The sequence below is a fragment of the Streptomyces sp. NPDC091377 genome, assembly GCF_044757045.1.
GTDB lineage: Bacteria > Actinomycetota > Actinomycetes > Streptomycetales > Streptomycetaceae > Streptomyces.
The window spans coordinates 163175-185924 of record NZ_JBIVUE010000015.1 but is presented as its reverse complement, the minus strand read 5'-3'; the positions used below and the strand labels follow the sequence as shown (position 1 = coordinate 185924).

22 protein-coding genes are annotated in these 22750 nt (G+C 72.8%); 14 read left to right on the top strand and 8 right to left on the bottom strand.

All coding sequences use genetic code 11. The annotated features are described in order from the left end of the window. Window positions 1-76: 76 nt before the first annotated feature. Complete coding sequence (locus ACIQNG_RS28800) at window positions 77-955, bottom strand: VOC family protein (protein ID WP_401489054.1); 879 nt, start codon at window positions 953-955, stop codon at window positions 77-79. Between the two features lie 75 nt (window positions 956-1030). After that, complete coding sequence (locus tag ACIQNG_RS28795; protein WP_401489052.1) at window positions 1031-1879, bottom strand: alpha/beta fold hydrolase; 849 nt, start codon at window positions 1877-1879, stop codon at window positions 1031-1033. 412 nt (window positions 1880-2291) lie between these two features. Here ACIQNG_RS28795 and ACIQNG_RS28790 point away from each other — a divergent pair, with 412 nt between their 5' ends. The 10 genes from ACIQNG_RS28790 to ACIQNG_RS28745 all read left to right on the top strand — a co-directional run bounded on the left by ACIQNG_RS28790 (window position 2292) and on the right by ACIQNG_RS28745 (window position 11574). Next, the gene (locus ACIQNG_RS28790; RefSeq protein WP_401489050.1) at window positions 2292-3110 is read left to right on the top strand and encodes an IclR family transcriptional regulator; all 819 of its coding nucleotides are present in this window, start codon (window positions 2292-2294) and stop codon (window positions 3108-3110) included. Window positions 3111-3257: 147 nt separating this feature from the next. Next, a complete protein-coding gene (locus ACIQNG_RS28785) occupies window positions 3258-4286 on the top strand; it encodes a 2-keto-4-pentenoate hydratase (protein ID WP_401489048.1) in 1029 nt (342 codons plus the stop codon). After that, a complete protein-coding gene (locus ACIQNG_RS28780; RefSeq protein WP_401489046.1) occupies window positions 4283-5227 on the top strand; it encodes an acetaldehyde dehydrogenase (acetylating) in 945 nt (314 codons plus the stop codon). Before ACIQNG_RS28785 ends, ACIQNG_RS28780 begins: the two co-directional genes overlap by 4 nt. Then, a complete protein-coding gene (gene dmpG, locus ACIQNG_RS28775; RefSeq protein ID WP_401489044.1) occupies window positions 5224-6246 on the top strand; it encodes a 4-hydroxy-2-oxovalerate aldolase in 1023 nt (340 codons plus the stop codon). The genes ACIQNG_RS28780 and dmpG overlap by 4 nt, the downstream gene beginning before the upstream one ends. Window positions 6247-6390: 144 nt before the next feature. Next, the gene (locus ACIQNG_RS28770) at window positions 6391-7728 is read left to right on the top strand and encodes an aromatic ring-hydroxylating dioxygenase subunit alpha (RefSeq protein ID WP_401489042.1); all 1338 of its coding nucleotides are present in this window, start codon (window positions 6391-6393) and stop codon (window positions 7726-7728) included. A 5-nt stretch (window positions 7729-7733) separates the two neighbouring features. Then, window positions 7734-8300 (top strand): aromatic-ring-hydroxylating dioxygenase subunit beta, encoded by a 567-nt coding sequence (locus ACIQNG_RS28765; RefSeq protein WP_401489095.1) that lies wholly within the window; start codon window positions 7734-7736, stop codon window positions 8298-8300. Continuing rightward, a complete protein-coding gene (locus tag ACIQNG_RS28760) occupies window positions 8297-8689 on the top strand; it encodes a bifunctional 3-phenylpropionate/cinnamic acid dioxygenase ferredoxin subunit (RefSeq protein WP_401489040.1) in 393 nt (130 codons plus the stop codon). Before ACIQNG_RS28765 ends, ACIQNG_RS28760 begins: the two co-directional genes overlap by 4 nt. Continuing rightward, on the top strand, window positions 8686-9483 hold the full coding sequence (hcaB, locus tag ACIQNG_RS28755; RefSeq protein ID WP_401489038.1) for a 3-(cis-5,6-dihydroxycyclohexa-1,3-dien-1-yl)propanoate dehydrogenase: 798 nt from the start codon (window positions 8686-8688) through the stop codon (window positions 9481-9483). Before ACIQNG_RS28760 ends, hcaB begins: the two co-directional genes overlap by 4 nt. 105 nt (window positions 9484-9588) lie before the next feature. Beyond that, on the top strand, window positions 9589-10833 hold the full coding sequence (locus ACIQNG_RS28750) for an NAD(P)/FAD-dependent oxidoreductase (RefSeq protein ID WP_401489036.1): 1245 nt from the start codon (window positions 9589-9591) through the stop codon (window positions 10831-10833). Between the two features lie 126 nt (window positions 10834-10959). Beyond that, window positions 10960-11574, top strand: coding sequence for a TetR/AcrR family transcriptional regulator (locus ACIQNG_RS28745; protein ID WP_401489035.1), 615 nt, complete (start codon window positions 10960-10962; stop codon window positions 11572-11574). An 81-nt stretch (window positions 11575-11655) separates the two neighbouring features. On the opposite strand, the gene ACIQNG_RS28740 is transcribed toward ACIQNG_RS28745, so the two are convergent. After that, the gene (locus ACIQNG_RS28740; RefSeq protein ID WP_401438293.1) at window positions 11656-12291 is read right to left on the bottom strand and encodes a hypothetical protein; all 636 of its coding nucleotides are present in this window, start codon (window positions 12289-12291) and stop codon (window positions 11656-11658) included. Between the two features lie 319 nt (window positions 12292-12610). Between ACIQNG_RS28740 and ACIQNG_RS28735 the strand changes: the two genes are divergently transcribed. Then, on the top strand, window positions 12611-14050 hold the full coding sequence (locus tag ACIQNG_RS28735; RefSeq protein WP_401438290.1) for an MFS transporter: 1440 nt from the start codon (window positions 12611-12613) through the stop codon (window positions 14048-14050). A 91-nt stretch (window positions 14051-14141) separates the two neighbouring features. On the opposite strand, the gene ACIQNG_RS28730 is transcribed toward ACIQNG_RS28735, so the two are convergent. Continuing rightward, window positions 14142-14411, bottom strand: a complete 270-nt coding sequence (locus ACIQNG_RS28730) for a heavy-metal-associated domain-containing protein (protein ID WP_401489033.1) — start codon at window positions 14409-14411, stop codon at window positions 14142-14144. Window positions 14412-14631: 220 nt separating this feature from the next. On the opposite strand from ACIQNG_RS28730, the gene ACIQNG_RS28725 reads away from it, so the two are divergent. The 3 genes from ACIQNG_RS28725 to ACIQNG_RS28715 all read left to right on the top strand — a co-directional run bounded on the left by ACIQNG_RS28725 (window position 14632) and on the right by ACIQNG_RS28715 (window position 19654). Further along, the gene (locus tag ACIQNG_RS28725; protein WP_401489031.1) at window positions 14632-15507 is read left to right on the top strand and encodes a hypothetical protein; all 876 of its coding nucleotides are present in this window, start codon (window positions 14632-14634) and stop codon (window positions 15505-15507) included. A 167-nt stretch (window positions 15508-15674) separates the two neighbouring features. Next, on the top strand, window positions 15675-17126 hold the full coding sequence (locus ACIQNG_RS28720; protein ID WP_401489029.1) for a carotenoid oxygenase family protein: 1452 nt from the start codon (window positions 15675-15677) through the stop codon (window positions 17124-17126). Window positions 17127-17194: 68 nt separating this feature from the next. After that, the gene (locus ACIQNG_RS28715) at window positions 17195-19654 is read left to right on the top strand and encodes an FUSC family protein (protein ID WP_401489027.1); all 2460 of its coding nucleotides are present in this window, start codon (window positions 17195-17197) and stop codon (window positions 19652-19654) included. Here the strand turns inward: ACIQNG_RS28715 and ACIQNG_RS28710 are convergent. The 4 genes from ACIQNG_RS28710 to ACIQNG_RS28695 form a co-directional block, all read right to left on the bottom strand. Further along, window positions 19608-20636 (bottom strand): NlpC/P60 family protein, encoded by a 1029-nt coding sequence (locus tag ACIQNG_RS28710; protein WP_401438279.1) that lies wholly within the window; start codon window positions 20634-20636, stop codon window positions 19608-19610. The two genes, ACIQNG_RS28715 and ACIQNG_RS28710, sit on opposite strands and share 47 nt — an antisense overlap. Before the next feature lie 114 nt (window positions 20637-20750). After that, on the bottom strand, window positions 20751-21779 hold the full coding sequence (locus ACIQNG_RS28705; protein ID WP_401489026.1) for a M56 family metallopeptidase: 1029 nt from the start codon (window positions 21777-21779) through the stop codon (window positions 20751-20753). Continuing rightward, the gene (locus ACIQNG_RS28700; RefSeq protein WP_401438274.1) at window positions 21776-22144 is read right to left on the bottom strand and encodes a BlaI/MecI/CopY family transcriptional regulator; all 369 of its coding nucleotides are present in this window, start codon (window positions 22142-22144) and stop codon (window positions 21776-21778) included. Before ACIQNG_RS28700 ends, ACIQNG_RS28705 begins: the two co-directional genes overlap by 4 nt. A gap of 75 nt (window positions 22145-22219) precedes the next feature. Next, window positions 22220-22666 (bottom strand): protein-tyrosine phosphatase family protein, encoded by a 447-nt coding sequence (locus ACIQNG_RS28695; RefSeq protein ID WP_401489025.1) that lies wholly within the window; start codon window positions 22664-22666, stop codon window positions 22220-22222. Window positions 22667-22750: the final 84 nt, after the last annotated feature.

Here is a 22750-nt window from a genome sequence, read left to right as displayed (position 1 = left end):
GGGCCCGCGCGGGCTGCCGCCGCCATGACGACGGCAGCCCGCCGGAGGGGGCCGAGGGGACGGACCCGCCGGTCGCCTATACGTCCGGCTCGCTGGGGTCGGCCCGGTGGTGGCCCCAGTAGCTCGCCGCGTCGTAGCGGGCCGGTGCCCAGGTGGCGTCGTCGATCAGCTTGCCGCCGTACCCGTACTCGACCTGGAAGCCGGAGGGCGTCTTCACATAGAAGGACAGCATCTCGTCGTTGGTGTGCTTGCCGAAGGACGCGGCGACGGGGGCCGCGCCCGCCAGGACCTTGTCCCAGGCCCTGCCCACGAGGTCGAGTTCGGTGACCTCGAACATCAGGTGCCCGACGCCCGACAGCGCCGGGAGCGAGGCGAAGGCGAAGGAGTGGTGGCGCTCGTTGGCGTGGAGGAACGTGCCGGTCATGCCGGGGGCGAACTCGATGACGTCGCTCAGCCTGAAGCCCAGGAGGTCCTGGTACAGCCGCCTGTGGGCCGCGTCCTCGGCGGTGAACTGGAAGACATGGCCCATACCGCCGCGCCCGGTGACGAAGCGGGCCCCGGTGGGCGACACGAACCGCTCGTTCGCCTCCAGGAGGCCCCAGAAGAGTTCCAGCCGCTGACCGCCGGGGTCGTCGAACTCCACGAGCCCGCTCACCTGACGTGCTTTCACCGCGTCCTCGGCCGCCCGCTCGACGGAGTAGCCGTCGCTCTCCAGCCGCGCCGCGATCTCCTCCAGTTCCTCGGGGCCCCGCACCTCCCAGCCGATCGCGGTGACCCCGTCCGTGTCGCCGCGCCGGATGTCGAGGCGGTAGGTCTTGTCGTCCATCCTCAGCCGGAGCCGGTCCGGTGTCTCCACGGCCGCCTCCAGTCCGAGGAGGTCACTGGCGAACGCCTTCCACGCGCCGAGGTCCCGTGCCTCGACGATCACATATCCAAGACCGATGACCTCAGCCATGATCCGTCCTTTCCTCAGGTGCTGCCGGATGCAGCCGGGTGGTACGGGGTGCCGGGCAGGGGCGTCCCGTGGCGCTCACGGCGCGGAGACGAAGCCCGCGACGAGGCGGTTGAACTCGTCGGCGTGTTCGAGCTGGAGCCAGTGGCCGCACCGGTTCATCAGGACCAGGCGGGAGTCGGGGATCAGGGAGACCAGCTTCAGCGAGTGCTCGAAATGCACCACCCGGTCGTCCCTGCCGTGGAAGTGGAGGGAAGGGACCCGCAGAGCGGCGAGGTCGTCCGCGGTGACCCCCGGGTCCACACCGCCGGCGAGGCCGCCCGCGAGGAAGTTGGCCAGATGGTCGGGGCGGCGCCGGGCGTCGTCCGCACGCCGGCGGACCAGCTCGTCGGTGGCGAACGCGGAGTCGTACGTCATGATCTCGACCAGTTCGCGGAGCGTCCCGGGCGACGGATCGCGGTAGCCCTTGAGGAGGATCTTCATGCCCTCGCTCAGGCCGCCGCCCGGACTGAAGAGCGACAGACGTACCCCCGGCGCCCCCGAACCCATGGTGACCAGATGCGAGATCCGGTCGGGATGCCGGACCGCGAAGGCGATCGAGGTGAGCCCTCCCATCGAGTTGCCGACGAAGGCCGCCTTCTCGATCCCCAGGGCGTCCAGCAGTTGCAGGGCCGCTTCGACGTGGTCACGGTCCTGCGGTACGACGGCGTCGGAGGCGCCCCAGCCGGGCATGTCGACGGCGATCACCCGGAAGCGGTCGGCGAGGGCCGCCAGGTTGGCGCCGAAGTTGCTCCAGCCGGTGGCCCCCGGGCCGCTGCCGTGCAGCAGCAGCAGGGTCGGCCCCTCGCCTGCCTCGTTGTAGTGGATCTTCCAGCGCTTCGTCCGGACGGTACGGCTGGTTCCCTCGGCCGTCAGCGTCTGCGGCATCTGTCTCTCCTCCGTCACTCGTGCTCACCGGACGGACCTCGGCCGACGGCCCCGGGCCGACCGCTGATCGGGTGAGCCGATCTCCGCTCCACCCTGCGCCCGGGGCGCGACCGGCCAGAAGGGCGCTGTTCCACACCGCGGCACACCCACGGGGCCGGTGCCTCCGTACCGCTACCGGCGCCGGTCGACGCCTCGGTGGGGATCCTCGTGCGGTATTCGCGGGGCTGGTGCCTCCGTACCGCCACCGCCGCCGGTCGACGCCCCGGTGGGGATCCTCGCGCGGAGGGCCGGTTCGGTGCGGGGCACGGCCACCGCCGCCCGGAACGGCTTGACAGCGACCCAGGGCAGGCGTAAATCTCGTACATGTAAATGATGATTTACATGGTGGGTGTCGGCGAGGGAGGCGACTCAGATGACGGTGCTGTCCGGCGTTCCCGCCGACGCGTCCGGGGTACGGCCGCGGCGGTCCGACGACCTGCCCAGGACCGGGCCGGCGGACACCTCCGCCGCGAAGGTGCTGGTCCTGCTCGACGCCTTCCGGGGGCCGAAGACCGTCCTGGGCGTGACGGAGTTGGCGCACGCGGTCGGGGTCCCGAAGTCGACCGCCCACCGACTGCTGGCGATCATGGTCGACAGCGGCTTCGTCCGGAAGATCGGCGGGCGCTACGGCCTCACCGAGCGCCTGTTCGAGGTCGGGAACCGGGCCGGGTCCAGCGCCATCCGGTCCACCGGCCTCCGGCGGCGGGCGATGCCGTATCTGACCGAACTGCACTCCGGGAGCCGGGACACCGTCCATCTGGCCACGCTCAGCGGCACGGACGTGCTTTACCTGGAGAAACTGTTCGGGCACAGCACCGGCAGCTCTCCCACGGCCGTCGGAACCCGATGGCCCGCGCACGCCACCGCACTGGGCAAGGCCATGCTCGCCCACGCCTCGGACGAACAACTGGCACCCGTCATGGCCGGCCCGTTCCAGCGGTTCACCGCGCGGACCGTCCGCAGCGCCGACCGGCTCGAACGGGAACTCACGCGGGTGCGTGAGGAGGGCCTCGCCTACGACGAGGGCGAGTTGCGCGACGGCATGCACTGTGTCGCCGTACCGATCCTCGACCCCGAGACCCGGACCGCCGTGGCCGCCGTCTCCGTCTGTTCCCTGCGCACGCAGAGCCTGAAGCGCCACGCGCCGCGCCTCCTCGCCATGGCCCGCGACCTCTCCCGCGCCGCCGCCTGACCACCACGCCGCCGCCTGATCGCGCTGCCGCCTGACCGCGCCGCCGCGCCGCGCCGATTCCAGGCCGGTCCCGGAGAGCGGCAGGGGCGTGCCGCCCCGTGGAACCCCGCGGTGTTCCCCGACGGACCGCGCGCCGACCATCGGGGCATGACAGAGACCCTCACCCTCACGGAACCGGTGCTGGAGGAGGCCGCCCAGCGGCTGCTCCGCGCGGAGGCATCCCGCACACCCTGCGCCCCCGTACGGGACCTCATCGGCCCCGACGACCTCCGGGCCGCCTACGACGTCCAGCGCCGTGTCGTCGCGGCCCGGCGGGCCGGTGGCGCGGTCGTGGTCGGGCGGAAGATCGGTCTGACCTCGGACGCCGTCCAACGGCAACTGGGCGTCGACCAACCGGACTTCGGCATCCTTCTCGACTCCATGTCCTACTTCGGCGGCGACACGATCCCGGTCGACTCGGTCATGCAGCCGCGGGCCGAGGCGGAGATCGCCTTCGTGCTCGCCGAGGACCTGCGCGACGGCCCGCTCGATACCGCGCAGGTGCGGGCCGCGATCGACCACGCGGTGGCCGCCCTGGAGATCTGCGGGAGCCGGATCCGGGACTGGGACATCAGCTTCGCGGACACCGTGGCCGACAACGCGTCCAGCGGCGCCTTCGTGCTCGGGCCCCGGCGGATGCGGCTGGACGAGTTCGAGCCGAGGGACGTGGTGATGTCGCTGTCGATCGACGGCGCGGAGGTGGCGACCGGGAACGGCGCCGCCTGTCTCGGGGACCCGCTGGAAGCGGTGGTGTGGCTGGCCCGGCAGGCCCGGGAACTGGGCGAGCCGCTGCGTGCCGGGCAGGTGATCCTCTCCGGTGCCCTCGGCCCGATGCGGCCGGTGACCGCCGGCGACCAGGTGACCGCGCGTGTCCCGCCCCTCGGCGCGGTCACCGTGAGCCTCGCCGCGGGGGACATCTCGGATGTCGTCGGACGGAACACCTCGGATGTCGCCGGACGAAACACCCCGGACCTCGCCGGACGGAACACCTCGGATGTCGCCGGACGAAACACCTCGGATGTCGCCGGACGAAACACCCCGGACCTCGCCGGACGGAACACCCCGGACGTCGTCGGACGGAACACCTCGGACGTCGTCGGACGGAACACCCCGCGCCTCGCCGAAGGAGAGTCATGAACAGGACGCGGGTGGCGATCATCGGCTCGGGCAACATCGGCACCGACCTGATGATCAAGGTCATACGGACGGCCGGGCATCTCCGGATGGGCGTCATGGTCGGCATCGACCCCGCGTCCGACGGCCTCGCGCGGGCGGCCCGGCTGGGCGTCACCACCACGGCCGACGGCGTCGAGGGGCTGGTCGCCCTGCCCGAGTTCGCGGACATCGGCATCGTCTTCGACGCGACGTCGGCCAAGGCGCACGCGCACCACGCCCACCGGCTCGCCCCCCACGGCAAGCGGCTCATCGACCTGACCCCCGCCGCGATCGGACCGTATGTGGTCCCGGCGGTCAATCTGAGCGATCACCTCGGTGCCGCCGACGTGAACATGGTGACCTGCGGAGGGCAGGCCACGATCCCCGTCGTGGCCGCCGTCTCCCGGGTCGTCCCGGTGGCGTACGCGGAGATCGTCGCGTCCATCGCCGCCAGGTCCGCGGGCCCCGGAACGCGCGCCAACATCGACGAGTTCACCGAGACCACCTCGGCGGCCCTCGTCGACGTGGGCGGGGCCCGACGGGGCAAGGCCGTCATCGTCCTGAACCCCGCCGAACCACCGCTGATCATGCGGGACACCGTGTTCTGCCTGGTCGACGCCCCCGACGCCCGGCGGCACCACGAGATCCGGGAGTCCATCGGGAAGATGGTGGCCGACGTCGCGGCCTATGTCCCCGGCTATCGCCTCAAGCAGGAGATCCAGATCGCCGAGATCCCCGCCGACCTCCCGGTCCGGACCCTGGTGGCGGAGGACGCGCCGCGACCCACCCATCAGGTCTCGGTGTTCCTCGAAGTCGAGGGCGCCGCACACTACCTGCCCGCCTACGCAGGGAACCTCGACATCATGACGTCGGCTGCGCTCCAGGTCGCCGAGCGCATGGCCGCGGAAACGGGGGCCCGATGACCCCCTCGGTCTTCGTCCAGGACGTCACCCTGCGGGACGGCATGCACGCCGTCCGCCATCGGATCACCCCCGACACGGTCCGTCGGATCGTCGCGGCTCTCGACCAGGCCGGCGTGGACGCGATCGAGGTCGCCCACGGGGACGGTCTCGCGGGCGGCTCGGTCACCTACGGCCCCGGCTCACACACCGACTGGGAGTGGATCGAAGCAGCCGCCTCCGTGGTCGAACGGGCCCGGCTGACCACCCTCCTGCTGCCCGGGGTCGGCACGGTCCACGACCTCAGACGGGCCTGGGACCTGGGGGTGCGCTCGGTGCGGGTGGCCACGCACTGCACCGAGGCCGATGTCGCCGCCCAGCACATCGCCACCGCCCGCGAGATCGGGATGGACGTGTCCGGCTTCCTGATGCTCTCCCACCGGGCCGAGCCCCGGGAACTGGCCCGACAGGCCGGGCTGATGGAGTCCTACGGCGCGCACTGCGTGTACGTCACCGACTCCGGCGGCCGGCTCACCATGAAGGGGGTCGAGGCCAGGGTCCGCGCCTACCGGGACGTCCTGGACCCGGCCACCGAGATCGGCATCCACGCCCACGAGAACCTCTCCCTGTCCGTCGCCAACTCGGTCGTCGCCGTCGAGAACGGCGCGCACCGGGTCGACGCGTCCCTCGCGGGCCACGGCGCGGGCGCGGGCAACTGCCCCGTCGAGGCGTTCATCGCGGTCGCCGACCTGTCCGGACTCCGGCACGGCTGCGATCTGTTCAAGCTCCAGGACGCCGCCGACGACCTGGTCAGACCCCTCCAGGACCGGCCCGTCCGAGTCGATCGGGAGACCCTCACCCTCGGCTACGCGGGGGTCTACTCGTCCTTTCTGCGGCATGCCGAGAACGCCTCCCGGCAGTACGGCGTCGACGTCCGCGACCTCCTCATGGAGTGCGGCCGGCGAGGGCTGGTCGGCGGCCAGGAAGACATGATCACCGATATCGCCCTCACCCTGCTCGCCGCCCCCACCCCGGCCGCCTGACCAGACGCGTCCCCCGCCCGCGGGCCCGGTCCGGAAACCCGGCGCCGAACTGTTCCACCCCTCAGAACGGGACCGTTCGCCTTCCGGACCCGCTGCCGCAGGCTTCTCCTCACCAGAGTCGCATCGCCTCCACCAGGAGCGGACATGATTGACCTGAACACCATGGTCGACCCCGATCGGGGATGGAACGATCCGCGGATCTACACGGATCAGGACCTGTACGAGCGTGAACTGGAGCACGTCTTCGGGCGGACCTGGCTGTTCCTCGCCCACGACTCCCAACTGCCGGAACCGGGCAGCTTCCTCCAGACCTACATGGCCGAGGACCCGGTCCTGGTGGTCCGGCAGCGGGACGGGTCCGTGAAGGCGTTCCTCAACCAGTGCCGGCACCGGGGCATGCGGATCTGCCGGACGGACGCCGGCACCAGCAAGACCTTCACCTGCACGTACCACGGCTGGGCCTACGACCTGGCGGGCAACCTGATCAACGTACCGCTGGAGGACGTGGCCTACCGCAACGAGATCGACAAGAGCCGGTGGGGCGCCCTGAAGGTCCCGCGGATCGCGAACTACCGCGGCTTCCACTTCGGCACCTGGTCGGAGGAGACCCCCGAGTTCGAGGACTACCTCGGCGACATGGCCTTCTACTTCGACGCGGTCGTCGCCCGCTTCGCCAACGGCCTGGAACTGGCGCCCGGAACCACCAAGTGGGTCATCGACTGCAACTGGAAGTTCGCCGCCGAGCAGTTCGCCAGCGACATGTACCACGCGCCCGTCTCCCACGCCTCCGCGATGATGGCGCTGACGGACGACCCCCACGCCTCCGGCGGCAACGTCGACCCGAACGCCCCCGGCCGCCAGTACGGCGCCGACGGACACGGATCGGGGGGCTTCTTCGCCCCGGAGGCCGTCATGCCGGCGCCCTACCTCGGAGACGCCACGTACGCGTGGATGAAGACCAGGGAGGAGGAGCACATCGCGCAGGTCGGGATCGAGCGGGTGCTGAAGGTCAACAACCACAACACCATCTTCCCGAACTTCTCCTGGCTCGCCTTCGGCCTCTCCACCATGCGGGTCTGGCACCCGCGCGGCCCCGGGCAGATCGAGGTCTGGTCCTGGAGCTACCGCCCCAAGGACGCTCCGGACGACGTGAAGACGGAGATGCGGCGGATGACCGAGCGGACGTTCAGTCCGGCCGGTTCCTTCGAGACCGACGACGGCGAGAACTGGACCGAGATCCAGCAGGTGCTGCGCGGTCACAAGGCCCGCACCACCAGATTCCACACGGCCATGGGCCTCGGGCACGAGGAGGAGGACGTCCACGGTCTGCCCGGCTCGTCCAACCATGTGTACGCCGAGCACGCGGCCCGCGGCTTCTACCGCCGGTGGCGCGACCTGGTCACCGGCACGCCCTGGGCGCAGATCCACCAGCCGGACGGAGCGCGGGAGGCCACCGACGGCACCCCCGCGGAGAGGGCGTGACCACCATGACGACCATCGACCGCACCGGGACACCGGCCACCGCGTTCCGCACCACCGACCCGCGGATCCAGCACGACGTCGAGCAGTTCCTGTACGCCGAGGCCGAACTCCTCGACCAACGCCGCTTCCAGGAGTGGAACGACCTCTTCACCGAGGACGTCCACTACTGGCTGCCCACCCGGACGACCCGCACCAACCGGGAACGCGACCGCGAGATCGCCGGCCGGGACGAGAGCGCCCTCATCGACGACGACGCGTTCTTCCTGACCGGCCGGGTCCGCCGTTACAGCTCCGGCATCTCCTGGTCCGAGGAGCCGCCCTCCCGCACCCGCCGGCTCATCACCAACATCCGGGTGGCCCCGGGCACGGAACCCGGCGAACTGCACGTCGTCTCCAACTTCTACGTCTACCGCAGCCGTCTGGAACGGCACCAGGACTGGTTCGTCGGCGAACGCTTCGACACCCTGCGTCCCGCCGCCCCGGACACCGGCTACCCCTACCGGATCGCGGCTCGGAAGATCGTCCTGGAGCAGACCACCCTCCTGGCACCGAGCCTCAGCATCTTCCTGTGAGCCACGCCATGACCCAGCACACGCTCCCCCCGGACCTCCCTGAGCTGCGCCACCGCACATGGGTCCGCGCCTGCACGGTGGCGGAACTCCCGCAGGACGAAGGCCGCAAGCTGGCCACGGTTCCCCCCACCTCCGTCTTCGCCGCGGAGGGCGAGGTGTTCTGCATCGACGACACCTGTACCCACGAGACGTTCTCCCTCGCCGACGGATGGGTCGACGGCTGCGTGGTCGAGTGCACCCTGCACCTGGCCAAGTTCAGCCTCCGTACGGGCGAGGCCGTCTCCCCTCCGGCCAGCAGACCGGTGGCCGTCCACCCGGTGGAGCGCGTCGACGGGGTCGTCTTCGTCGCGCTCCCCCTGACCTATCTGGTGAAGGAGGGCCGCCCATGACACGGCTCGCCGACCTGTCCGTGGTGGTCACCGGGGCCGGTTCCGGCCTCGGCCGGGCCATCGTCGGCCGCTTCACCGCCGAGGGCGCGAGCGTCGTGGCCTTCGACCGGTCCCGGGAGAAGCTCGACAAGCTCCGGGCCGACCTCGGCGACGCGGTGGTCACGGTGACCGGTGATGTCACCCGCTACGACGACAACCTCCGGGCCTGCGAGGCGGCCGTCGAGTGGCGCGGCAAGCTCGACACGTTCATCGGCAACGCCGGCCTGTGGGACTTCAACCGCTCGCTGCCGGACAGCGACCCGCAGTCACTCGACTCGGGGTTCGACGAATTGTTCGCGGTGAACGTGAAGGGCTATCTGCTCGGTGCCAAGGCCGCCCTGCCGGCGCTCACCGCGTCGAGGGGATCGATCGTGTTCACCCTGTCCAACGCGTCGTTCCACCCGCGCGGCGGCGGCCCTCTCTACGTCGCCTCCAAACACGCCGGTGTCGGCCTGGTCAGACAACTGGCCTACGAACTCGCCCCCGAGGTCCGTGTCAACGCGGTCGCCCCCGGCGGTATGGCCACGGACCTGCGCGGACCACGTGCGATGGGGCTGGCCGGGACGTCCATCGAGGAAGCCCTCCCCATCCGGGAGGTCATGCGGACCCACTCGGCCCTGCAACTCGACATCCGGCCCGAGGACTACGTCGGCTCGTACGTCCTGCTCGCCGCACGCGGCGAGTCGGGCACCGCGACCGGCACCGTCATCGACATCAGCAGCGTCGGCACGCCCAGCCGTACCGCGGCGCTGTGAACCGGCCGGGGTGCTCCCCGGCCGTCCACCACCGGTGCGCGCGGGCCGCCACCGGGGCCGTGTCCCCCGGCCGGGCCCGCGCGCGCCGCGAACGAGAGGGACACCGTGTCCGAGCCCCACCACGTGATCGTCGGCGGCAGCATCGCCGGAGTGTCGGCCGCCCTGGCGATGCGCCGACACGGATTCGACGGCGCCCTCACCGTCGTGGACGCCGAGCCGCTCATCCCGTACGAGAAGCCGCCCCTGTCGAAGGTGGCGGACCCGGAGCGGGCCGTGCGGCCCATCCTGCCCGAGGAGCGGTACCGGGAGCACCGTATCGACCTGGTCGTCGGACTGCCGGTCCACCGGCTGGACGAGGTGCGGCGGCGGGTCGTCCTGGCGGACGGGGGAGAGTTGCCGGCCGACCGGGTGCTGATCACCACGGGTGTCTCCGCGCGCCGGCTGGGAACGCCGGGGGAGCGGCTGGCGAACATCCACACGCTGCGCACCGCGGCCGACGCCCGGCACCTCTTCGCCGCCCTGGACCGGGGCGGCCCGCTGGTCGTGGTCGGCGGCGGATTCATCGGCCTCGAAGCCGCCGCGGTGGCCCGCACCCGGGGCCTCGACGTGACGGTGGTCGAGGCGGCGGAACTGCCCCTGCTCGGCGCACTGGGTCCCGCGGTCGCCCCGCTCATGACCCGACTGCACCGGGACAACGGCGTACGGGTCGTCAGCGGCCGGACCGTGGAGAGATACGTCGGCCGCGACACCGTCGAGGCGGTCGTCCTCACCGGGGGCGAACGACTGCCCGCCGCCGCCGTCGTGGTGGGCGTCGGCGTGGTCCCGAACGACCGCCTCGCCTCGGCCGCCGGCGCCACCTGCGAGGGCGGGGTCGTCGTGGACGAGCACGGCCGCACCGACCGTCCCTGGCTCTGGGCGGCCGGCGATGTGGCCAGCCACATCCACCCGCGCACGGGTGTCCGTGGGCGGATCGAGCACTGGGACGTCGCCATGCGGCACGGCGCGGCCGTGGGCGCGTCCATGGCCGGTAGTCCCACGATCAACGACGCGGCCCCCTACTTCTGGTCCGACCAGTACGGCAAGTCCCTCCAGATGTACGGCCGGTGCCGCGGATCCGACCAGGTGGTGCTGCGGCAGGGGGCCACCCCGGAGCGGTTCCTCGCGTTCTGGCTCCGCGCGGGACGGCTCACCGCCGTCGCCGGACTCGACGAGGCGAAAGCGGTCCGCGCCGCGCGAGCGATCCTCGACACGGACGGGGCGCCGGCCCCCGAGACGCTCGCGGACCCGTCGACCGACCTGCGTGCGCTGGCCCGCCGGATGGCCCGCTCCGCCGCCGTCCCGAGCCGGTAGCCGGACATGTCCGGCAGACGGCGGACCGCCCCGGCCACCGGCCGCTTCGAGCGGCCGGGCCCCGCCCCCGGGAGCGCGCAGTTCGCCGATGCGGGCTCGGACAACCCCTGTGGCAGACTGATGGACATGAGTGCCGCAGGTCCATCGAAGGGGGCGCGACCGGCTCGTCCGGCCCGTTCGAAGGGGAGCGGCACGCCTCGCGCCAAGGACTCCGCGGCGACGCGCAACGACATCCTGCGGGCGGCGGCACGGCGTTTCGCGGACCGTGGCTACGCCCATGTGACCCTTCAGGAGATCGCGGACGACGCGGGCGTCACGGCGGCTCTGGTGAACCGGTACTTCGGGTCCAAGCGGGCGCTCTTCGACCTGGTGGCCCAGGACCACATCGACCCGGTGGACCCCTTGACGGAGGTCGGCTCGTTCGCGTCCGACCTCATGGCCTACTGGCAGGACGTCGATCGCAGGACACCCGCCGTCGCCCTCGTCCGGTCCGTCGACCTGGACGGCGGGAAGCTCCTCAGGCGCGAGCTGGAACGGAGGATGCGCGGGCCCTGGCGCAACCTCCTCGCCGGGGACGAGGAAGCCGCGGCCAAGATCCGCCTGCTCGAATCCCTGACGCTGGGCCTCGGCCTGTTCGGCATCGGTGCTCTCCTCGGCGAGGAGGAGACCCTCTCGCCCGAGACCCTGGCGGCGATGGAGCGTCGGCTCGCCGCGATGATCGAAGCCTGCCTGGCCGACTGACGGCCACCTCGATGTGCGCCCGCTCCACCGGGAGATGGCCGAAACCCAGCTCGCGTGGGCCCGCCGATACGCCGGCCCGTGTCAGCAGGACTCCTCGAACTTGACCGCGTCGAGGGTGATGGGCCGGCCGTCCAGGTCCTCTCCCGGGGCGGGTTCCTGGCGGCACACCTGCCAGTTGGACTCGACGAGGATCATCCGGCCCTCGCCGGAGATGTCGGTGACCGCGATCTCCGTGCCTTCGGCCAGGGCGTCGCGGGCGACGGACACGGCCTTTCCCGTGAAGTCGGGCATCGTGGAACCGGCGGCGTCGGGCGTCTCGATGTCCTTGTCCGGGCAGTTCTCCTCCCGTTTCACGGTACCGAAGTCGATCCGGGTGTCGGTGGGGTGCCGGCCGGCCTCGGGGGCCTGGGAACAGACCTTCCAGTTGCGGTCCATGGCCTGGACGCGGTCGCGGCCGAGGGCGTCGTGGGAGATGAGGTCGTAGAAGTCGGCCTTCTGCGCCTCGTCCTGAGCGGACTGCAGATCCATACCGGTCAGATCGGGCAGTCTGCCCGCCTCGCCGTCTCCTTCGCCTCCGTCGTCGCTGTCCTCGGGTGCCTCGTCACGGCCCGCGGACGACCCGGCGGAGGCGGTGTCACCCGTGGTCTCGGTGCCGCAGCCGGTGACCGCGAGGGCCAGTAGGACCGTCGCGGTGGCTGCCGCGGTACGTACGCGCATGGTGTCCCCCCAGGGATGTGCGGATGACGAGTCATCATCCGGGGCCCAAGGGGGCGATGAGGGCTACGTGATGAGTCTGTGATGGATTCGTGTGCGTACGGTCGGAGTTGCCGCGCCGCGGGCGGTCTGCGCCGCTGATTCCGGAGGGCGGGGCGGGCGTTCTCCGCTCTCCGCGGTTCCCTCGCCGTCGCGCCCGAGGGTCGCCCCCTCGCTCTCGGACGGGTCGCCCCTTCCCTTCTCGATACCCCTAGGGGGTATGTTATGGTGCAGCGGCTAGATACCCCTAGGGGGTATGCAGGGAAATGGAAGGGGTGGAGTCATGTCCGTCGGTAACTCCAAGCGGTGGTGGGCGCTCGCCGTGCTCGCCACGGCTCAGTTCATGGTGATCATGGACACGTCGATCATCGGGGTGGCGCTGCCCGAGATGCAGAAGGACCTGGGCTTCTCGCAAGGCGAGTTGCAGTGGGTCTTCAACGCGTACGTCATCGCCTTCGGCGGGCTGCTGCTGCTCGGCGGGCGGCTGTCCGACCTGCTCGGGGCGCGGCGGGTCTTCAACGCCGGGTGGGTGGTGCTGATCGGCGGGTCGGTCATCGCCGCCGCCGCTCAGACGGCCTGGGTCGAAGTGGTCGGCCGGGCCGTGCAGGGGGTCGGCGGGGCACTCATCGCGCCCGCCGCCATGACCCTGCTGATGATTCTCTTCGCGCACGACCCGAAGGAACTCGGCAAGGCCATGGCGCTCTACGGGGCCGCCGCGCCCGCGGGCGGTACCGCCGGGGTGTTCCTGGGCGGAGTGTTCACGGAGTGGCTCAGCTGGCCGTGGATCTTCATCATCTACGTGCCGATCGGTGTCGCCACCCTCGCCGCCACCAAGCTGCTGCCCGCCGTCGAGAGCCGGCGCGGAGGGGTGGACGTGCTCGGGGCCGCCGCCGTCACCGCGGGGCTCGCGCTCGCCGTGTTCGCCGTGGTCCGGGCGCCCGAGGAGGGGTGGACCACCACCGGGACCGTCGTCCAGCTCATCGGTGCCGCCGTGCTGCTCGGCCTCTTCTTCGTGATCCAGCGGTCCGTCCGCGAACCGCTCATGCCGCTCGGCATCTGGCGGGTGCCCCGGCTGGGTTCCGCCAACCTCGCCATGGCGCTCCTCGGTGCCGCCTGGATCCCCATGTGGTACTTCCTCAACCTGTACCTCCAGCAGGTCCTCGGGTACGGGGCCTTCGCCTCCGGTGCCGCGCTGCTGCCCATGACCGGGCTGCTGATGGTCTTCATGACCGCCATCACCGCCCGGCTGCTCGGCCGGTTCGGGGCCAAGCCGCTGATCGGCACCGGGCTGCTGGTCCTCGCGGCCGGACTGCTGTGGCTGTCCGCCGTCGAGCCCACCGGCACCTTCGTGGCCGACGTCCTGCCCGCCTCGCTGGTCGCCGCGCTCGGCATGTCCCTCGCCTACATCCCGGCGATGATGGCCGCCCTGTCCGGCGCCCCGCAGGAGCAGGCCGGTCTGGCCTCCGGCATCGTCAACACCACCTACCAGGTCGGCTCCGCCCTCGGCCTCGCGGCACTGACCGCCGTGGCCACCTCCCAGGGCGCCGGACGCCTCGGTGACCTGCCCGCCCTGACGGACGGATTCAGCGCCGCGTTCGTCTGGGCCGCCGTGATCGCCGGGGTCGGCGGGCTCGTCACCCTGCTGGTCATGCGGGGAGACAAGGCCGTCGCCGCGCAGCAGGACGCCGCCGGGGAGGCCCGGGGCGGCCGGGTCGGTGTCTGACCGGGAGGTCAGGGACGGCACCCACCAACGCCTTCGGGCCCGGCGATTCCTCGCCGGGCCCGAAGGCGTTCGATCCGTACCGGAGCGCGGGTCAGGCCGCCGTGCGGCCCGCGTAGTCGTAGCCGGCCTCGGCCACGGTCCTGGCGATCAGGGCGTCCAGCGTCTCGTCCGGCTCGGTGGCGGTGGTCACGGTCACCAGGCCGGTGCCTATCTCGACCTCGACCGCGCTGATCCCGTCCAGTCCGCCCACGGCCTTGGTCACGATGCCCTGGCAGTGGGCGCTGCCGACGCCGTCGACCTTGTACGTCGTCCTGATCTCGGTGGTGTTGCAGCTTCCGTCGGTGGAACAGCAGTTCGACATGGGGTCTCCAGGGTGGTGGGTCGTGGATCGCGAACCCAAGGGCTTATACCCCTTGGGGGTATTTGCAACGGGGTCAATGTATACCCCCCTGCCGTATGCGGCGGCAAGCGGGGCGGGTCGGGGCTCGCGATGATCACTGCTTGCCCTTGATACCCCCAGGGGGTATGTTGAGGTGCGAAGGGGCTCGCAGGAGGAGCCCGGAGAGAGTGAGGAGTGGGTCATGAACAGCGCCGCACAGGTCCCCGGGAACGGTCAGCACCACGGTCAGCACCACGGACACCACCAGGAGCACGCGGGGCACGGCGCGCACACCGGCCACACCGGGCAGGGCGGCCCTGGCGCGCACGGCGGCCATGACGCGCACGCCGGGCACGGTGACGTCGCTCCCGGGGGGCTCCACGCCTCCCACGGCGGGCACACCCTCGACCTCAAGACACCCCGGCTCCCGGCCGGTGAGCGGGTCGCCCTGCGGTTCGGCGTCGTGGTCGACGCGACCGGGGGCCGCCTCACCTCGTACGAACAGCAGCACGGCAAGGAACTGCATCTGATCGTCGCCTCGCGCGATCTCACCGTCTACCGCCATCTCCACCCCGTGCGTGAAGCGGACGGGATCTGGTCGGCCTCACTGGAGGTGCCGAAGGCGGGGGAGTACCGGATCTTCGCCGACTTCAAGCCCGACGGCGGCGAGGCGCTCACCCTCGGTGCCGACCTGGTCGCGGAGGGCGCGGCGGAGCCGGCCGAGTTGCCGCCGGCCGGCGCCGTCGCCGAGGTGGACGGCTACGAGGTGCGTCTCGACGGGAAGCTCAGCCCGGGCCAGGCCGGGGAGCTGACCCTTACCGTGGGCCGCGACGGCACACCCGTCACCGACCTGGAGCCCTACCTCGGCGCCTACGGTCATCTCGTCGCCCTGCGCTCCGGTGACCTCGCCTATCTGCACGTCCACCCCAGCGGCGAGCCCGGCGACGGCCGGACCCTGCCCGGCCCGGAGATCTCTTTCCTGGCCACGGCACCCAGCGCGGGCGCCTACCGGCTCTTCCTGGACTTCCAGCACGAAGGCACGGTCCGCACCGCCGCCTTCACCGTCCAGGCCGGATAGGGCGACCGTCGCCCGGCCGGCCCGTGAGCCGATCCGCCGACCGCTCTCCACGCCGGTGACCCGGTCCGCGACGCCGGGACGATCCGGACGACAGACCCTGAGTGGCGGCCCGGCCGTCGCGGTACTTGACTGGCGGGGTACGGCTCACCCGGCGCCGGGAGGATCCCATGCCCGCACCCACCGCCGCCTTCGACCCGACCCGCGTGGCCCATCTCGGCGGACGGTTCGCCCCCGTCACCGAGGAGGTCGACGCGGTGGACCTGGAGGTCACCGGGGAACTCCCCGACGACCTCGACGGCGTCTACCTCCGCAACGGCCCCAACCCCCGCTTCACCCCGATCGGCAGCTATCTCTTCCCGATCGACGGCGACGGCATGATCCACGGGGTCTGGCTGTCCCAGGGCCGCGCCCGCTACCGCAACCGGTTCGTGCGCACCCCCGCCCTGGCCGCGGAGGAGCGGGCGGGACGGGCCCTGTGGGGCGGCCTGGAGTCCATGATCTCGCCCGGCGCGGACGACGGCGTACCGGACGACCTGGTGGGCACCCTGAAACCGCTGCCCGACATCAACGTCGTCCGGCACGCCGGGCGGCTGCTCGCCCTCGCCGAGTCCGACTGCCCGTTCCGGATGGGCGCGGACCTCGGCACCCTCGCCGAGGAGACCTTCGACGGGCAGTTGCCCGCCGGGATCACCGCCCACCCCAAGATCGACCCGGTCACCGGCGAACTGGCGTTGTTCTGCTACGCCCTCGAACCCCCGTATCTGACCTGGTCGCTCCTCGGCCCCGACGGCCGGCTGCGCCACGGCCCCACCCCCGTGACCGGCGCCGACGAGCCGCGGATGATCCATGACATGGCCCTCACCGGCCGTTACCTGGTCCTGGTGCTGGCGCCCGCCTGCTTCGACCTCGCCGCCGCCATGAACGGCGGCTCCTTCCTCGCCTGGCACCCCGACCGCGGCACCCGGATCGCCCTGGTCCCACGCGACGGCGGCCCCGTCCGGTGGGCCCACGACGACGCGTTCTGGGTCTGGCACACGGTGAACGCCTACGACCGGCCCGAGGACGGACAGGTCGTCCTCGACTACGTCCAGTGGCCCTCCCTCTCCCTCGGCGACACCGACTCCGACTCCGACCTCCACCGCCCCGACGCCGCCCGGCACGGACTGACCCGCGCCGTCATCGACCCGGTGGCGGGCACCGTACGCCGCACCGCGCTGGACGACGCCCGGGTGGAGTTCCCGCGCATCGACGACCGCTCCCTCGCCCGGCCCCACCGGCACCTCGCCGTCGCCGCCGACAGCGGCCGTCACCCCGGTCTGCTCTCCGGCGAGTACGACGCGCTGCGCTGGTACGACCTCGACGGCGGCGGCCACGCCACCGACGTGCTGTGGGACGCCGGGGACCTCTCCGTCGGGGAACCCGTCTTCGCGCCCAGCCCCGGCACGGACGGCACCGACCGCGGCCACTGGCTGACCTTCGCCACCGACCGCACCGACGGCGCCAGTTGGCTCCTCGTGCTGCCCGCAGGGGACCCCGGGCACGGGCCCGTCGCCCGGGTCCGCATCCCCGTCCGCGTCCCCCTCGGCCTGCACGGGAACTGGCTGCCCACCCAGGAATGACCCGCACCGGACCGCGCCCCCCGCGCCGGGACGGGGGCATGAACGGGGGCAGGAACGGGACGTCAGCCATGCCGAAGCCGCCGTCGCTGAGCGCGCTCCTCGGGGCGGGCCGCGGCGCGGTGCGCGTCACCGTGGCGGCCACCGTCGGCTTCTACTCGGCCCTCCACCTTTTCGACCGGCCCGTCGTCGCCGTCTACGCCCTCTTCGCCGCCGTCGCCTTCGGAGTGCTCTCCCCGCTGGCGGGCTCCGGGCGGCGCCGCGCCACCACCGTGCTGCTCGCCCTGCCGGCCGCCGCCGCCCTCATCGCGCTCGGCACCGCGCTCGCCGTGGCGACCTGGTCGGCCGCCGCCGGGATGCTGCTGGTGGCGTTCGCGCTCACCTTCGGCGCGGCCTGCGCGCCCCGGCCGGCCACCACCGTCCCCGCACTCCAGCTCTGCTACATCCTGGCCTGCTTCCCGCCCTACGCGCCGGACACCCTGCCCGACCGGCTGCTCGGCCTCGCCCTCGGCGCGGGCGCCCTCGCCCTGTGCGAACTGCTGCTCCTGCCACAGCCCCGGCAGCCCTCCTACGGCGACCGCCTCGCCGACGCCCTGGACCTCGCCGCCCGCGCGGCACGCCGACCGGCCCGCTCCGGCCCCGCGGACGCCGGAGCGGCCGTACGACTGCGGCGGGCCGGGCAGGAACTCCGGTTCTCGCGGCAGCCGGCCGGCAGCAGGCCCGCCGGGGCCGGACGGTCCGACCGCGCCCTGACCGAGGCCGGATCCGCGGCCCGCCGACTGCTCGACCAACTCGCCGCCCTCGCCGAACTCGCCCCGGCACCGGTGGACGTACCCTCCCGGAGCCTGCTCCACGGCATCGCGGCGAGCTGCGCCGACACGGCCGCAGCGCTGCGCGGCGAACGCCCCGCCCGCCCCGAGGCGATCGAGGAGATGACCGACCGCTTCCTGACCGAGCGCGCCGCCGCCCCGGACCGCCGGACGGGCAGCGCCGACAACACCCTGTACGCGCTGCTGCGCCACCGCTCGACCGTGCTGACCTGCGCCGTCGGGGCCGTCACCGTGAGCACCGCCGTCGCCCTCGCCGCCGACCGCCGCCGCTCGGCGCCCGGACTGCCGCGGGGGCAGTTCTGGTACGCCGGGATCTCGACGGCACGGCTCTGGTACGTGCGGGTCTCCGGCAACCTCACCCCGCGGTCCGTCGTCTTCCAGAACGCCGTCCGTACGGCCCTCGGACTGGCCCTCGCCCGGCTGGTGGCGGGCTCGCTCGACCTCACGCACGGCTTCTGGGTGCTGCTCTCCGTCCTCACCCTGGCCCGCACCACCGCCGGTGCCACCTGGTCCGCCGTCCGCTCGGCCGCCCTCGGCACCCTGCTCGGCGCGGTCGCCGCGGGCGCCCTGTTCGTCGGGGCGGGCGACTCGACCCGGGTCTACGACTATCTGCTGGTGCCGACCATGCTCGTGGCGTTCTCGGTCGGCCCGGTCGGCGGACCGGCGTGGGCGCAGGGGCTGTTCACCCTGGTCGTGTCGACCGCGTTCGCCCAACTCGACCCCGTGACCTGGCGCCTCGCCGAGGCCCGGCTGGTGGATGTGCTGACCGGCAGCGCGATCGGCCTGGTCTGCGGGCTGCTCGCCTGGCCGTCGGGCGCGAGAGCCGAGATCCGCCGGAGCGTCGCCGCGCTGCTCCGCACCGCCGGCCCCCTGGTACAAGCCACCGCCGAGTCCGTCACGGGGGCTGAGTCGGTCGCCGGGTCCGGGCCCCTCCCCGGGCCCCAGGCCGTCACCGGACCCGAGGCCGGCGGCAGTTCCGAGGCCGCACCTGGGCCCCGGGTCCCCACCGCGGCGCGGGCCGCCCCCACCGGCTCCCGGGCCGCTCCTGGTTCGCCGGTCGCCCCCGCCTCCGGGGCCGCCGCTCGTTCCCGGGCTGTCGCCACCGGCTCGGGGGTCGCCGCCACCGGCTCCCAGGCCGTCCTCCCCGGTCCGGGCGCCGTCACCGGCCCGCGCACCGGCGACCGGTCGGCTCCCTCGCGAGGGGTCGGGGTCGGGGTCCTGTGGCCGACCCTGCATCGGCTCCGGATCGCCGAGGCCGCCTACGCGCAGTACCGTGCCGAGCCCGTGCCCCACGAGGGTGACGGTGCCGACTGGCTCGCGGCCCTCAACTTCGGCTCCCGGCTGCTGATCGGCGCGTACTGGCTGCCGCCCCCCGAAGGGCCGCCGCCCTTCCCGGCCGCCGTACGGCACTGGTCCCGCGCGGCAGCCGACGAGATCGCGGCGGCCGGGGCCCGGGCCGCGCGGTCACCGGCCGACCGCCCCCGGATCCGGCTCGCCCCGCTGCCCTGGCCCGTCACCCCCGCCGTCCCGCCCGCGGCGCTCGCCCTGCTGGTCGACATGGACGTGTGGCTGCACGCCCTGGCCGCCGACCTCGACACCACCGGCGGGACGCACGGAGGGACGGACACCGAGGCCCAGGCGCCGCCGGAGCGGGTCAGGGGCGGGTCGCCGCGAAGTACGGCATCGAGTCCAGGTCGGTGATCTCCACGTTCTTGCCGGTGCGCGGGGCGTGGATGGCCTTGCCGTCACCGACGTACATGCCGTTGTGCTGGGTGTTGTTGTACCAGTAGATGATGTCGCCGGGCTGAAGGTCGGCACGGGCGACCTGACGGCCCGCGCTGTACTGCTGGTTCACCGTGCGCGGCAGCGAGACATCCGCGGCGGCCCAGGCGGCGCCGGTCAGTCCGGAGCAGTCGAAGGAGTCCGGGCCGGTCGAGCCCCACTCGTAGGGCTTGCCGAGCTGCGCGTACGCGAATTCGAGCGCCGTACGCGCCCGGCCGCTCGCCGGACCGCCGTACGTCGACTTCTCGTCGCTGCTGCCGGAGGCGCGGTCGGCCTTCTCCTCCTGCGCCTTCAACTCGGCGCGCTCCTCGGCGTCGAGGCTGTTGAGCAGCTTCTGGGCGTCGCGCAGCTTGCCCTGGATCTCGTCCTTCTTCTCGCTCATCCGCTCCTGGGCCTTGCGGGCGGCCTCCAGCTTGCCGACCGCCTCGGCCCGGGTCTGGGCCAGTTCGCGCTGCTTCTGCTGGAGGCTGCCGAGCAGCGTCATCTGCCGCTCGCTCGTGCGGTCCAGGAGCGCGGCCTGCTCCAGAAAGTCGTCGGGGTCGGCGGAGAGGAACAGCCGCACACTCGGGTCGAGTCCGCCGTCGCGGTACTGGGAGGCGGCGATCGGACCCATCTCGGCCCGTATCTCGTTGATCTCCTCCTGCTTCTCCGCCACCTGCTCCCGTGCCGTGTTGGCCTCCTTCTGGAGCTTGCCCTGCTTCTCCTGGGCCGCGTTGTACTCCTCGGTGCTGGCCTCCGAGTCGTGGTACAGCGCCTCGACGTCCTCGCGCACCTTCTCGACCGAGGGCTTCGGCTCGGCCTGGCTCTGGGCCGTGGACAGCAGGGAGAACGCCCCCGCCGAGGCGGCCAGCACGGCCAGCCGGGGACGGGACGGCGGCTTGGGGCGGCGGTGGGTTCCCATGCTGCGACAACTCCTCTGTCCGGTCCTATGCCTGAACAACTTAGTAGCTTCGTAGATGAGGCCGCAATCCCGGGCCCCGTACGGCCGCCGGGAGAGGAAGGACGTCCGGGGGCGTCAGCCGAGCGCCGGGGCCGGCACGCAGCCGAAGAGCAGCGGCAGCACCGGGACCAGCACGGCACCGGCGGCGACCGCGCCGCGCAGCGCGAGCGGGGGGCGGCGCTGCGGGGTGAGCACCCGGCGCAGCCGCAGCAGCGCGGTCGGACCGCCCAGCGCGAACGCCCCCGCCGGGACCGAACGGGCCGCCGCCATCTCGTACATCGCCGTGGCGAGCACCTCGCGGGAGTGCCGGCGCAGCGCCCGGTCGTCGGCGACCATCTCCAGCAGTACGACGGTCTGCTCCCGGGCGTGCCGGGCGAGCGGCAGCCACCGCAGGAGCCGGGCGAACGCCTCCGTCACGGCCAGCGCCAGATGGTGGCGGCCCGCGATGTGCGCCCGCTCGTGTTCCAGTACGGCCCTCAGCTGGACCGGCGTCAGCAGCCGCAGCGCGCCCGCGCTCACCACGATCCTCGGCCGGTGTCCGGGCAGACAGTACGCGGCGGGCCGGTCGTGCTCGACCACGGTGGCGGACAGCTGCGGGGCCCGGCGCCCCACCAGGTCCAGCACGCGGCGGTGCCGGGCGCGGGCCCGGTGGCCGCGCAGCACCTCGCGGGCGAAGCCGCCGAGCGCCAGCAGCAGCACCGAGCCGGGCAGTACGATCGCCAGCCGGTCGGCGATCGTGGGTTCGGCCACCCCGGCCACCCCGGTCACGTCAGCCACCTCGGCCACCCCGGTCACCGCGGCCACGTCAGCTACCCCGGCCACTTCAGCCAGCTCCGTCACCCCCGCCACGTCGGTCGGCCCGGTCAGTCCGGTCAGCCCGCAGGAGTGCAGCAGCCCGATCAGATCGGCGTGCAGATGCCCGGTGGGGTCGGCGAGATGGTGGGCCGCGAGGGCGACGGCGAGGGTGAACGACACGATCAGCCCGAGCCATACGGCCACCGCGAGGGCGGGCGCGCGATGCGGCCAGGCGCTGCGCAGCAGCAGCCGCGGGGCGAGGAGGCCCACGCCCGCCGCGTAACCGAGCAGCACCGGCGCCGCGTTCACGACCCGGCCCGCCGCCCCACCGTGCGCAGTGCCTCGCGCAGGGCGCTGATCTCGTCGGGATCCATCTGCTCCACGAAGTGGGTGAGCGCCACCGGGCGGTCCTCGCTCGCGCCGAGCGCGTCCTCCATCAGCGCCGCCGCGTACTGCTCCCGGCTGCGGACCGGGGTGTACACCCAGGCCCGGCCCTGTTTGCTGCGGTGCAGCCAGCCCTTGTTGTAGAGGATGTTCGCGACGGTCATCACGGTGGTGTAGGCGAGAGGGCGTTCCTCGTTGATGTCGTCCACGATCTCGCGCACCGTCGCCGGGCGCCGCCAGCGCCAGAGACGGTCCATGATCTCCGACTCCAGGTCACCCAGCCGCCGCATGCTCCCGCTCCCTCTCCACCCCGCAGACACGCAGGCGCCATAGTAGAGCGCGCGGTGCGAGGGCGGGGCGCGCTGTCAGAAGCGGCCGACGAATCGGCCGACGTAGCGGCGCTGCCACGGGGTCTCCACGGCGCGCGGGGAGTAGTGGGCGCGGACGTAGGCGACCGCCTCCCCGGCGGGGACCCCGTCGAGCACGGCGAGGCAGGCGAGCGCGGTGCCGGTACGGCCCACCCCGCCGCCGCAGGCCACCTCCACCCGCTCGGACCCGGCGCGGGTCCACGCCTCGCGCAGCGCCTCGGCGGCGGCCTCCCGGTCGGCCGGGAGGCGGAAGTCCGGCCAGCGCACCCAGATGCTGTCCCAGTCGACGGGCGGCGGCCGGCGGCCGAGAAGGTGGAGGGCGAAGGCGGGGCGAGGGCCCTCCGGGAGCGGCTTGCGCAGCCCGCGCCCGCGCACCAGCCGGCCGGAGGGCAGCCGCAGGACACCCGTCGCCAGGGCGTCCCAGAAGGGAGTGGTCTCGGTCATGGGGCGAGCCTAGGGCGGTCGGCGGGCGGGCGGCGGACGTTCGCCCAGGGCTGATCGCGCCGGGCGGGCGGACGGTTGAACGCC